Here is a 12,111-nt window from a genome sequence, read left to right as displayed (position 1 = left end):
CCGTGCCCGAACACCCGATTCTCGTTCTGGACCCCTCCGCGGCGGACCACCACGCCGAACACGAGGCCCTGCGCTCCCGCGGACCGGCCGCCCGTGTCGACATTCTCGGCGTCACCGCGTGGTCCGTCACCGACCCGGTCCTGCTCAAGGAACTCCTGACGGACGCCCGGGTCTCCAAGGACACCCGCGCTCACTGGCCGGGCTTCGCCGACGCCGTGACGACCTGGCCCCTGGCCCTGTGGATCGCGGTCAACAACATGTTCACCGCGTACGGCGGTGACCACCGCCGGCTCAGGCGCATGGTCGCGCCCGCGTTCAGCGCACGCCGGGTCCAGACCATGGCATCCACCATCGAGGCGATCGTCACGTCCCTCCTCGACACCATCGGGTCCCGGCCGGCCGGGGAGATCGTCGACCTCCGCGAGGAGCTCGCCTATCCACTGCCGATCGCGGTGATCGGGCGGCTCATGGGCGTCCCCGACGACCATCGTCAGGGCTTCCGCAGCGTGGTCGACGGAGTCTTCTCCACCGCTCTCGCCGCCGATGAGGCCGCGGCGAACACGGCCGCCCTGTACAAGCTGCTCGACGAGCTGATCGCCGCCAAGCGCGCCGCGCCGGGCGACGACATGACCTCGCTCCTCATCGCCGCCCGGGACACCGAGGGCGACGGCGGCGCGATGTCGGACGACGAACTGCGCGACACTCTGCTGCTGATGATCAGCGCCGGGTACGAGACGACGGTCAACGGGATCGACCACGGCATCACGGCCCTGCTCACCAACCCCGAGCAGCTCGCCCACGTCCGCGCCGGCCGCGCCAACTGGAGCGATGTCGTCGAGGAGACCCTGCGGTTCGAGCCCGCCGTCAAGCACCTCCCGCTGCGCTGCGCGCTGGAGGACCTGCCCCTGCCCGACGGGCAGACGATCCGGGCCGGCGAGGCGATCCTCGTCTCCTACGCGGCGGCCAACCGGCACCCCGACTGGCACGGGGAGTCCGCCGACCGCTTCGACCTGACCCGGCCGTCCTCGGAGCACCTCGCCTTCGGGCACGGCGTGCACTTCTGCATCGGCGCCCCGCTCGCCCGGATGGAGATCGCCGCGGCGCTGCGGCTGCTGTTCGAGCGCTTCCCCGACCTCGAACTCGCTGTGCCGACGAGCGAGTTGAAGCCGCTGCACTCCCTCATCAGCAACGGCCACCAGACCCTGCCGGTCCGGTGCGTCCCGGCCAGGGCCTGACCGGGACGCACCGGAGCGTGTCCGCGCCGGGGCTGCGGCCCGCATGGCGGCGCACCCCGGGCGGGAGGCCGGTTCGCCGGCCTCCCGCCCGGATGGGGCGCCTTACCGGCTACCGCTGCCGGAGCGCGGCGAGGGTGGCGTCGAGGTCGGCGGGGCGAGGGCGGTTGTGCGGCAGCCTGGCGAGGACGGCGGCCATCCCGCAGGTGTTGGTGAGCGCGGAGAAGACGAGGCCGCCGCCGATCGCGGCGGAGAGCCCGCGGGCACCTCGGTAGCGGGTGCCGACGGCGAGACCCAGGACCACGAGGGAGCCGGCGGCGAGACGGACCTGGCGTTCCATGCCCCAGACCCGGGAGGCGTTCTCGGGCCGGTCGAGGGCGTGGCCCTGTTCCGCCCACGCGGTGGTGCCGCCGGTGAGGGTGGCCGCCGCGACACCGGCTGCGGCCAGTTCGCCGCGGGCGGTGGCGGAGCGGTTGCCGGCGGCGCAGACGATCAGCAGGTCACCGCGGGTCGCGGCCGCCCTCAGCGCCGGAAGCGCCGCGCGTATCTGGTCCAGGGGGACGTTGTAGGCGCCGGGAACGTGGCCGGAGGCGTATTCGCCGGGGGTGCGGACGTCGATGACGGCGTAGTGGCCGAGCCGGGCCGCCGCCTGCGCGGGGAGGACGGCGGCGGGGCCGGGCGCGGAGACGGGGGCGGGCGTGGGGGTGGTCATGTGCGGTGTTCCGTTTCTGTGCGGGCCGGGGTCGGGAGCCCCGAACACGATAGGATACCCCTAGGGGTATTCACGGTGCGTACGGAGGAGGAAGCGTGGAGCTGGACATGGCGGCCGCCGAGCTGAAGTCGGTGCTCAACCGGCTGAAGCGGGCCCAGGGCCAGATCGCCGGGATCGTCAAGATGATCGAGGACGGCCGGGACTGCGAGGACGTGATCACGCAGCTGGCCGCGGTCTCCCGCGCCCTCGACCGGGCCGGGTTCGCGATCATCGCGACGGGCCTGCAGCAGTGCATGGCCGACGGCGGCCAGGAGGCCGGGGACCGGGACCAGATGCGTGCCCGGCTGGAGAAGCTGTTCCTCTCGCTGGCCTGACGGCGACGCTCATACCGCCGGACCGCTCCCGGCGGCGGCGGTGACGGTCAGACCGGCGCTCCGGGCGGCGTCGAAACCGTCGTCGACGGCGACCACGTCACGGCCTCCGGCGTCGAGCAGGGACGCGGCCGTCGCGGCGCGCATCCCGCCCGCGCAGTGCACCCACACCACTCCGGCCGGAACCTCGGCGGCGCGCTCACGCAGTTCGTGCAAGGGAATGTGCACCGATCCCCGCACGTACTCACCGGCACGTTCGGAGTCGCGGCGTACGTCCAGCACCACGACGTCCTCGCCGCGTCCGAGCGCCTGCTCCAGGGCGGCGAAGTCCGCGCGGGGGAAGGACCGCAGCTCCTGCCCCGGCCGCAGCCAGGAGGACGGCTCACCGGTGGCGGCGGCAGCGGGCCGCTCGATACCGACCCGCACCAGCTCCCGCTGGGCGCCGGCGAGCTGTTCGGCGGAGGCGGCGAGGAGGGTGACGGGTTTGCCCCACGGGATCAGCCAGGCGAGATAGGTGGCGAGGCTGCCCCCTGCCTCGAAGTTGAACGTGCCGGCGACATGCCCCCGCGAGAACGCGGTACGGCTGCGCAGGTCGACCACCCACTCCCCGGCGGCCAGACGCTGGGCGATCTCCTCGGCGTCGGCGGTCCCGGGCGGGGTCAGATCCGCCGGCGCGGGACCGTTCGCGTTGATCGGGCCCATGTGCGCGTAGTAGGCGGGCACGTCCTCAAGACCGGCGAGCGTCTGCGCCACGAAGGCGTCGACGTCCTGGGTGAGCGCGTCGTTACCGGCCCGCTCCTTGCCGATGGTGGTGGCATCGCCCCCGGCCCGGGAGGCGGAGCAGAAGCTTCCGAAGCCATGGGTGGGCAGCACCCGGACATCGTCGTGGAGCTCCCCGGCCAGCCGGTGGACGGAGGCGTACTGGGAGCGGGCCAGCTCCTCGGTGAGCCGGGGCTCGACCAGGTCGGGACGGCCCACCGCGCCGATCAGCAGCGAGCCGCCGGTGAACGCGGCCACCTCCCGCCCGTCCTCGACCAGCACGTACGCGGTGTGATGCGGGGTGTGTCCGGGGGTCGCCAGCGCCCGCAGGCCGAGCCCGGTGTCGACGTGGACGCTGTCGCCGTCCTCGACCGGGACCCGGTCGAAGGAGACCCGGGCCGACGCGGGCACCAGATACCGCGCACCGGTCAGCCGGGCCAGCTCCAGGCCACCGGTGACGTAGTCGTTGTGTATGCGTGTCTCCACCACGTACCCGATCCGCACCCCGCGCCCGGCGGCCGCCGCCAGGACTCGCTCCACATCGCGCGGCGGGTCGACGACCACCGCCGCCGACGCCCCGCCCGCGAGATAGCTGCGGTTGCCCAGGCCTTCGGTCTCCAGGGTGTCCACGAAGAACACGGCCGTCTCCCTCCATATCGATTTACCCCGGTGGGTATCTTCGTCTCACTGTAACAGTGATACCCCCCGGGGTATTTCCGGGCGCCTGGAAGTGAGCCGCTGGTACCGCTCGGGCCGCTCGGCTCAGAGCATGATGAGCAGACGCGTCTTCGGCTTGAGCTTCCTGTTCACCGAACGGCTCTGCACATACACCTCAACCGCGGGATTGTTTCCCGCCTTCACCGAGACCGTCCCATGGATACCCGTACCGAAAAGAAGGCTGCGTGCGGCATCGCCCGTGTACGCGCGATCGGTGTCCTTCTCGACGACTATCACTTCCTTGTCGGGCTGGACCTGAACGCGGGCGCCCAATTGGTAGTAACAGGAGCCGCGTTCGTATGTCACACCCGGATGCGAGTCGACGAAGGGCCGGATCTCGATCTCCTTGTCGACCTTCAGGAGGCGGTACTTGTCGGCCGGTATCGGTTCGAGATTCGCGCGCACCTCGTCAACAGATATGTCCTGGCCGACGGCGAACAGATTCCTCGTGCCGCGCACACCCTGCTCGCGGCCACGCAGGAAGCTCGTGGCGGCGGCACGCACGGTGCCGATCGCCTCCTCGACACCCTCCTGCGAATCGGCGTCCCAGATGGCGATGTTGCCGGCCGGGAAGCCGTAGTTCTGGGCGGTGCGCTTGGCCAGCGAGTTCGGTACGAGGATCGCGGACGTCCAGTGGCCGGGGAGGCCGCCCATCTTCGCCGCGATCCGGTCGAGCCAGGGGCCGAGGACGGTCATGTCGCCGTCGTGCCGCCGGTCTCCGCCGGAGGCGTTCTCCTCGCCGTCCGTCACCACGATCTGCAGGAAGCTGTGCTCGCCGTATTCCTCCCAGATGTGGCCCAGATCGTCCAGGGACTTCAAAGAAGCCTCAATGAGGGCCGTCGCGCCGTTGTTGACCCTGTACAGGCCCCGCATGGACGGCAGATGCTTCACGTCCATGTCCCAGACCAGGTTCTCCACCCTGTGGTCGAACGAATAGAGACTGATCCGGGTTTCATGACCGAGGCTGTCCGACTCGGCCTTCAGACCGGCCACGAACTCGTCCACGACACGAACGAGCTGGCCCTGGTGCGGACGCATGGAACCCGAACAGTCCACGACCAGCGCGACGTGATTCACCTTGTGCTGAAGCCTGTTGGCGGACACGTTTCTGCTCCTTCTCCGAAGCTCCCCGAGTGATACCTGAACCCTATGGGGAGGCACTGACAACGGAGTTCGACGCGTCATCACCACGAGCCGCGCGGTGAGAGCCGGAGGCCCCTGACCGGGCGTCGGCGGCTACTCGGCCGGACGGCGCCCCCACGCCGAGATCAACGGCGCGAGTGTCAGATCGAGTTCACCGGCGTCGATGGCGGCCAGGTGCGCGTCGATCTCGGCCTCGTCGGCCAGGCCGGCCGCGAGCAGTTCGCCGCGCACGTGCCGGACGGTGGAGGCCTCCAGCCGGCCGCAGGCCCGCCCGCCGACCGGGAAGGAGCCCGTGGCGGCGACGTCCACCAAGCCGGCCTCACGCAATGCGCGCGGCAGTGTCCGGCCGTAGCGCAGGTCCGCGCCTCGGCGCGACAGCAGCTCCCGGATCGCGTCGCGCAGCCGGTTGGCCCGCCGCTGGGCTGGGCCGCTGTCGTCCAGGCACGCCAGTGGCTGCAGAGCGGTGTCGGCGTCCTCGACCAGCAGCCGGCCGCCGGGCCGTAGCGCCGCCACCATCGTGGCCAACGCCCGCGCCCGGTCCGGTACATGGATCAGTACGAGCCGGGCGTGCACCAGATCGAACGTCCCCGGCTCCGGGGGCGGATCAGCGGCGACGTCGTGCCGGCGCACCTCGTACCCGTCGCCCGTCCGCAGCCACGACGGGTCGATGTCCGTGACCAGCACGCGCCCGGTCGGGCCGACGGCCGCCGCGAGCGCCTCCGGGATACCGGGGCCGCCGGCTCCCACTTCCCAGCAGCGCGAGCCGGCCCCGACGCCCAGCCGGTCGAAGTGCCCGCGCGTCACACCGTCGAACAGCTCGGCAAGCCACACGAACCGCTCGCCCGCCTCCGCGCGCGCGTTGTCCAGCAGGTACCCGTGGTCGGGAGGGGACTCTCCGCCGGGCCCTGTGGTCCCGTCTGTCGGTTCCGGTCGGCCATCGACGAGCGGCGTGCGGGACGAGGAGGTCATGTCCGGATGCTCCACCTCCCGGGCGGACAGCGCCATGGCGCCTGTGGAGAGACATGTCACACGGCGGGCGCACCCGGCCGGACCGCGCGGGCATCGGACGGACAAGCTCGACCAGGTCATCGGCCGGCCCGTCACCGGCTGACCACCGATGCCACGCGTGGAAGGGCCCCGCCCCCGCGCGCGGTTCGCGGGGCCCTCCTGCCGTTCGGACGCCGGTACTGCGCCCGCTGGTTCAGTCCTCCCCCTCCAGGTCGCCCTCCGCCTCCAGGAAGACCTGACGCAGCCCGGCGAGGATCTCCGGGTCGGGCTTCTCCCACATACCGCGGGACTCGGCCTCCAGGAGGCGTTCCGCGATGCCGTGCAGGGCCCAGGGGTTGGCCCGCTGGAGGAACTCGCGGTTGGCCGGGTCCAGGACGTAGGTCTCGGTGAGCTTGTCGTACATCCAGTCGGCCACCACCCCCGTCGTGGCGTCGTAGCCGAAGAGGTAGTCGACGGTGGCGGCCAGCTCGAAGGCGCCCTTGTAGCCGTGGCGGCGCATCGCCTCGATCCACTTGGGGTTGACGACGCGGGCGCGGAAGACGCGTGAGGTCTCCTCGACCAGGGTGCGGGTCTTGACGGTCTCCGGCCGGGTGGAGTCCCCGATGTACGCCTCCGGGGCGGTGCCCTTGAGCGCGCGCACGGTGGCGACCATGCCGCCGTGGTACTGGAAGTAGTCGTCCGAGTCCGCGATGTCGTGCTCGCGGGTGTCGGTGTTCTTGGCCGCGACCTCGATGCGCTTGTACGCCGTCTCCATCTCCTCGCGGGCCGGGCGTCCGTCCAGTTCACGGCCGTAGGCGTAGCCGCCCCAGACCGTGTAGACCTCGGCCAGGTCGGCGTCCGTGCGCCAGTCCCGGGAGTCGATGAGCTGGAGCAGGCCCGCGCCGTAGGTGCCGGGGCGGGAGCCGAAGATACGGGTGGTGGCGCGGCGTTCGTCGCCGTGTGCGGCCAGGTCCGCCTGGGTGTGGGCCCGTACGTAGTTCTGCTCGTCGGGCTCCTCCAGCGAGGCCGCGAGGCGGACCGCGTCATCGAGGAGGCCGATGGTGTGCGGGAACGCGTCGCGGAAGAAGCCGCTGATGCGGAGCGTCACGTCGATGCGCGGGCGCCCCAGTTCGGCGGCCGGGACGGCCTCCAGGCCGGTGACCCGCCGTGAGGCGTCGTCCCAGACCGGGCGGACGCCGAGCAGGGCGAAGGCCTCCGCGACGTCGTCGCCGGCCGTACGCATCGCGCTGGTGCCCCACAGGGACAGGCCGACCGAGGTGGGCCAGTCGCCGTTGTCGGTGCGGTAGCGCTCCAGCAGGGAGTCGGCCAGCGCCTGTCCGGTCTCCCAGGCGAGGCGGGAGGGCACCGCCTTGGGGTCGACGGAGTAGAAGTTCCGTCCGGTCGGCAGGACGTTGACCAGGCCCCGGAGCGGGGATCCGGAGGGTCCGGCGGGGACGAAGCCGCCGTTCAGCGCGTGGACGGTGTGGTCGAGTTCGTCGGTGGTGGCCGCCAGACGCGGTACGACCTCACCGGCCGCGAAGGCCAGGATGTCGGCCACGGCCTGCGGGTGCCCGGCCGCGACCCCGGCGACGGCGTCCGGCGCCCACGCGGCGTCCTCCATCGCCAGGACCAGGGCGCGCGCCTGCTCCTCGATCTCGTCGGCCGCGGTGCGGGTGGCCGCCGACTCGTCGAGGCCGAGCGCCTCGCGCAGGCCGGGCAGGGATGTGGTCCCGCCCCAGATCTGGCGGGCCCGCAGGATCGCCAGGACGAGGTTGACCCGGTCGCCGCCGGCGGGCGCGCCGCCCAGGACGTGCAGTCCGTCGCGGATCTGTGCGTCCTTGATCTCACAGAGCCAGCCGTCGAGATGCATGATGAACTCGTCGAAGCCCTCGTCCTCCGGGCGGTCTTCGAGCCCCAGGTCGTGGTCGAGCTTCGCGGCCTGGATCAGGGTCCAGATCTGGGCCCTGATGGCCGGGAGCTTCGCCGGGTCCATCGCCGCGATCTGGGCGTGCTCGTCCAGGAGCTGTTCCAGCCGGGCCACGTCGCCGTAGCTCTCGGCGCGGGCCATCGGCGGCACGAGGTGGTCCACCAGGGTGGCGTGGACGCGGCGTTTGGCCTGGGTCCCCTCGCCCGGGTCATTGACCAGGAACGGGTAGACGAGCGGGAGATCGCCCAGTGCCGCGTCGGGCCCGCACGCGGCGGACAGTCCGGCGTTCTTCCCGGGCAGCCACTCCAGGTTGCCGTGCTTGCCGAGGTGGACCATCGCGTCGGCGCCGAAGCCGTTGTCGTCGGCGGAGGCGGCGATCCAGCGGTAGGCGGCCAGGTAGTGGTGCGAGGGCGGCAGATCGGGGTCGTGGTAGATCGCGATCGGGTTCTCGCCGAAGCCGCGCGGCGGCTGGATGAGGATGAGCAGGTTGCCCCGGCGCAGCGCGGCGAGGACGATGTCGCCCTCGGGGTTGCGCGAGCGGTCCACGAACATCTCGCCCGGGGCCGGGCCCCAGTGCTCCTCGACGGCCTCGCGGAGTTCGGCCGGCAGCGTCGCGTACCAGCGCCGGTAGTCGGCCGCCGGGATACGGACCGGGTTGCGGGCCAACTGCTCCTCGGTGAGCCACTCCTGGTCGTGGCCACCCGCCTCGATCAGTGCGTAGATCAGCTCGTCGCCGTCACCGGAGGCGAGGCCCGGCACCTCCTCGTCGCCGAAGTCGTACCCCTCGGCGCGGAGCCGGCGCAGCAGCGCGACGGCGCTCGCCGGGGTGTCGAGTCCGACGGCGTTGCCGATCCGGGAGTGCTTGGTCGGGTACGCGGACAGCACAAGGGCGAGGCGCTTGTCGGCGTTCGGGATGTGGCGGAGCCGCGCGTGGCGCACGGCGGTCCCGGCGACCCGGGCGGCGCGCTCGGCGTCGGCCACGTAGGCCGGCAGGCCGTCCTCGTCGATCTCCTTGAACGAGAACGGGACGGTGATCAGGCGGCCGTCGAACTCGGGGACGGCGATCTGACTCGCGGCGTCCAGCGGCGAGACGCCCTCGTCGTTGTCCTCCCAGTCGGACCGGGAACCGGTGAGGCAGAGCGCCTGGAGGATCGGCACGTCGAGGCCGGTGAGGGCCCCGGCGTCCCAGGACTCGTCGTCCCCGCCGGCCGACGCCTCGGCGGGCCGGGTACCGCCCGCCGCGAGCACGGTGGTCACGATCGCGTCGGCGGCCCGCAGGGCGTCGATCAGCTCGGGTTCGGGCGTGCGCAGCGAGGCGACGAACAGCGGCAGCGCGCGGCCGCCCGCGTCCTCGACGGCACCGCACAGGGCGTCGATGAACGCGGTGTTGCCGCTCATGTGGTGGGCGCGGTAGTAGAGCACCGCGATGGTGGGGCCGTCCGTCACGCGGGGCGTGCGCTCCAACGGGCCCCAGGAGGGCGCCGGGGCGGGCGGTTCGAAGCCGTGGCCGGTGAGCAGGACGGTGTCGGACAGGAAGCGGGCGAGCTGCTCCAGGTTGGCGGGGCCGCCGTGCGCCAGGTAGGCGTGCGCCTCGGCCGCGATGCCGATCGGGACGGTGGAGGCGGCCATCAGCTGGGCGTCGGGGGCCTGTTCCCCGGTGAGGACGACGACGGGGCGCCCGGTGGCCAGGACCTGGTCGAGGCCGTCCTGCCAGGCGCGGACCCCGCCGAGGAGACGTACGACGACCAGGTCGGTGCCGTCGAGGAGCTCGGGGAGGTCCTGGAGCGGGAGCCGGGAGGGGTTCGCGTAGCGGTAGGCGACCGGGCCGTCGGAGGCGCGGGCGCTGAGCAGGTCGGTGTCTGACGTCGACAGGAGCAGGATCATGCGGCGTCTGGCCTTCCTCGGGGTATCCACGCCCCGGGCGGTGTCGGAATGGGACTCCCCTGCTCGGACGGGCCGAGTGGCTCGGGGAAGGGAGTTCCTGACTCACCCGGCCGGTGGGGCCGGGTTCACAGTGGCGGGACCGCGCCGGAATCGCACCGGGCTTCCTCCCCTGTCGCCGTCTGTGGCGACTACGGACCGGAAGGTCCGTCGCTAGGCATAGTAAGGGGCGGTCAAGAACTGGGAGGCATACGGATCTGATGAGATGGTCGGTATGCTCGCCGCCATGCCCCCGCCAGCCACTTTGCCCGTGCCCACAGGAGCCGCGTCCGTCCGTGACCGCGGTGACGCCTGCCCCGGCACGCTGCGGCTGCACAGTGCGCACGACGGTGCGCTGGCCCGGGTCCGGATCCCCGGGGGGGTACTGAGCGCGAGCCGGGCAGATGTGCTGCGGGAGTTGGCGGAGCGGCTCGGCGATGGTGAGCTGCATCTCACTTCGCGCGGCAATGTGCAGTTGCGCGGTCTGCGGCCGGAGTGCGGCGGCGAACTGGCCTCCGGGCTGGGTGAGTCGGGGCTGCTGCCCTCCGAGCGCCACGAGCGTGTCCGCAACATCGTGGCCTCCCCGCTCTCCGGGCTCGACGGCCGGGGAGAACGCGACGTCCGCCCGTGGCTGTCCGCGCTGGACGAGCTGGTGTGCGCGAGTGAGCTGACGACCGAGCTGTCGGGCCGCTTCCTGTTCGCACTCGACGACGGCCGCGGCGATGTGGACGCGCTCGGCGCCGATGTGACCCTGCTGGCACGGGCCGACGGCGACGCGGCTCTGCGGATCGGTCCGGCCGAATCAGTTCTGCGGATATCCGGCGCGCACGCCCCTCGGGCCGCGCTCGTCGCCGCCGAGACCTTCGTGGACACCGCGCGCGGCTCGGGCGTCTGGCGTGTGACGGATCTGCGCGCGGAAGGCGGGATCCTCCGGGACCAGGTGGTCCGGCGGCTGGCTCGGGCCGGGATCCCCTCCGCGCGCACCGCCGGGCCCGTGCGCCCCTCGGAGTCGGCTGCTCCCGCGTTCGGCGTCGTGGACGGCCCGTACGACACGGTCGCGCTGTCCGTCGGCGTGCCCCTGGGACGCGTCGGCGCGGAGCAGTGGCGGGCGCTGACAGACACGGCCCGGCAGCGAGACGGTGGCGGTGGCCGTGGCGGTGGCGGTGACGGTGGCGGTGACGGTGGCGAACTCAGGCTCACCCCGTGGCGCGGCGTCGTCGTGCCGGGTGTGGAGCGGGCGCGGGCCGCGGAGAGACTGGACGCTCTGGGGGCCGCCGGGCTGATCACCGGGCCCCTCTCCCCCTGGACCGGGGTGGGGGCCTGCATCGGGCGTCCCGGCTGCGCCAAGTCACTCGCCGATGTGCGGGCCGGGGCGGCAGCGGCCCTGGGGCCCGTGGGGGCGCTGCCGGTGTACTGGTCGGGGTGCGAGCGCCGGTGCGGTCATCCCCGGGGCGAATGGGTCGACGTGGTCGCCACCGCGGACGGCTACCGGGTCTCACTGGTGCGCGACGGTGAACGGCACGCCCCGCTGCCCGTCCCCGACAGCCCGTCCGCGCTCGCGGCCGCCGTGGAGGCGGCCCGGGGCAGCCTCGGCACCTGACCGTCCCGCACCCGGCCGCCGCGCACCGACCGGCCCGACCCCGGACCAGACCGGCCCCTCCACACCCGACTTTCCACGCCCGATTTTCCACGCCGATGAAGAGAGCGACAGCACTGTGCACCAGTACGAGAAGGACGGACCGGCCATCTATCGGCAGTCGTTCGCCACGATCCGCGCGGAGGCCGATCTCTCGGGGCTGCCCGCCGATGTGAGCCAGGTGGCGGTCCGGATGATCCACGCCTGCGGCATGGTCGACCTCGTACGCGATCTGGCCTTCAGCCCGGACGTGGTGTCGCGGGCCCGTGCGGCGCTGCGGGCCGGCGCGCCCATCCTGTGCGACGTGGCCATGGTCGCCAGCGGTGTCACCCGCAAGCGGCTGCCCGCCGGCAACGAGGTCGTGTGCACCCTGTCCGACCCGGCGGTGCCCGGTCTCGCGGCGGAGCTCGGCACCACCCGCAGCGCGGCCGCCCTGGAGCTGTGGCGCGACCGGCTGGACGGCGCGGTCGTCGCCGTCGGCAACGCGCCCACCGCCCTGTTCCGGCTGCTCGAACTGATCGAGGAGGGCGCGCCGCGCCCCGCCGCCGTCATCGGTGTGCCCGTCGGCTTCATCGGCGCGGCCGAGTCCAAGGACGCCCTGGCCGCACACGCGTCCGGGCTCGACCACCTGATCGTGCGCGGCCGGCGGGGCGGCAGCGCCATGGCGGCCGCCGCCCTCAACGCGATCGCCAGCGAGGAAGAGTAAG

Annotated in this window: 9 protein-coding genes and 1 riboswitch; of the genes, 4 read left to right on the top strand and 5 right to left on the bottom strand. The window is 72.7% G+C overall.

Annotation, left to right across the window (positions count from 1 at the left end; translation table 11 throughout):
* Positions 1–2: 2 nt before the first annotated feature.
* Positions 3–1,235 (top strand): cytochrome P450, encoded by a 1,233-nt coding sequence (locus ACGFU6_RS09670; protein WP_393609378.1) that lies wholly within the window; start codon positions 3–5, stop codon positions 1,233–1,235.
* A 109-nt stretch (positions 1,236–1,344) separates the two neighbouring features.
* Here the strand turns inward: ACGFU6_RS09670 and ACGFU6_RS09665 are convergent, their stop codons facing one another.
* Complete coding sequence (locus ACGFU6_RS09665) at positions 1,345–1,944, bottom strand: rhodanese-like domain-containing protein (protein WP_393609377.1); 600 nt, start codon at positions 1,942–1,944, stop codon at positions 1,345–1,347.
* A gap of 95 nt (positions 1,945–2,039) precedes the next feature.
* On the opposite strand from ACGFU6_RS09665, the gene ACGFU6_RS09660 reads away from it, so the two are divergent.
* Positions 2,040–2,318 (top strand): metal-sensitive transcriptional regulator, encoded by a 279-nt coding sequence (locus ACGFU6_RS09660; protein WP_393609375.1) that lies wholly within the window; start codon positions 2,040–2,042, stop codon positions 2,316–2,318.
* Between the two features lie 9 nt (positions 2,319–2,327).
* On the opposite strand, the gene ACGFU6_RS09655 is transcribed toward ACGFU6_RS09660, so the two are convergent.
* The 4 genes from ACGFU6_RS09655 to cobN all read right to left on the bottom strand — a co-directional run bounded on the left by ACGFU6_RS09655 (position 2,328) and on the right by cobN (position 9,732).
* Positions 2,328–3,713 carry a rhodanese-like domain-containing protein gene (locus ACGFU6_RS09655; protein ID WP_393609373.1) on the bottom strand — a complete coding sequence of 462 codons (1,386 nt, stop codon included), beginning with the start codon at positions 3,711–3,713 and terminating at the stop codon, positions 2,328–2,330.
* Between the two features lie 123 nt (positions 3,714–3,836).
* Complete coding sequence (locus ACGFU6_RS09650) at positions 3,837–4,895, bottom strand: VWA domain-containing protein (RefSeq protein WP_393609372.1); 1,059 nt, start codon at positions 4,893–4,895, stop codon at positions 3,837–3,839.
* 132 nt (positions 4,896–5,027) lie between these two features.
* Entirely contained in the window at positions 5,028–5,903 is an 876-nt protein-coding gene (locus ACGFU6_RS09645; RefSeq protein WP_393609370.1) for a methyltransferase domain-containing protein, read from the bottom strand.
* A gap of 232 nt (positions 5,904–6,135) precedes the next feature.
* Entirely contained in the window at positions 6,136–9,732 is a 3,597-nt protein-coding gene (cobN, locus tag ACGFU6_RS09640) for a cobaltochelatase subunit CobN (protein ID WP_393609368.1), read from the bottom strand.
* A 71-nt stretch (positions 9,733–9,803) separates the two neighbouring features.
* Positions 9,804–9,956, bottom strand: a riboswitch (cobalamin riboswitch).
* A 47-nt stretch (positions 9,957–10,003) separates the two neighbouring features.
* Here cobN and ACGFU6_RS09635 point away from each other — a divergent pair.
* Both ACGFU6_RS09635 and ACGFU6_RS09630 read left to right on the top strand, forming a co-directional pair.
* Entirely contained in the window at positions 10,004–11,368 is a 1,365-nt protein-coding gene (locus tag ACGFU6_RS09635) for a precorrin-3B synthase (protein WP_393609738.1), read from the top strand.
* A gap of 115 nt (positions 11,369–11,483) precedes the next feature.
* Positions 11,484–12,110, top strand: a complete 627-nt coding sequence (locus tag ACGFU6_RS09630) for a precorrin-8X methylmutase (protein ID WP_123527173.1) — start codon at positions 11,484–11,486, stop codon at positions 12,108–12,110.
* Position 12,111 lies beyond the last annotated feature (1 nt).

Origin of the sequence: Streptomyces sp. NPDC048462, from assembly GCF_043200175.1 — a bacterium.
GTDB lineage: Bacteria > Actinomycetota > Actinomycetes > Streptomycetales > Streptomycetaceae > Streptomyces.
The sequence above is the reverse complement of the archived record's forward strand: the minus strand, read 5'-3'. Positions and strand labels throughout refer to the sequence as shown.

Coding starts and splice junctions, on each gene's coding strand:
- ACGFU6_RS09665 (WP_393609377.1), bottom strand. CDS start 1,944: ATGACCACCCCCACGCCCGCCCCCGTCTCCGCGCCCGGCCCCGCCGCC.
- ACGFU6_RS09645 (WP_393609370.1), bottom strand. CDS start 5,903: ATGACCTCCTCGTCCCGCACGCCGCTCGTCGATGGCCGACCGGAACCG.
- cobN (WP_393609368.1), bottom strand. CDS start 9,732: ATGATCCTGCTCCTGTCGACGTCAGACACCGACCTGCTCAGCGCCCGC.
- ACGFU6_RS09635 (WP_393609738.1), top strand. CDS start 10,004: ATGCTCGCCGCCATGCCCCCGCCAGCCACTTTGCCCGTGCCCACAGGA.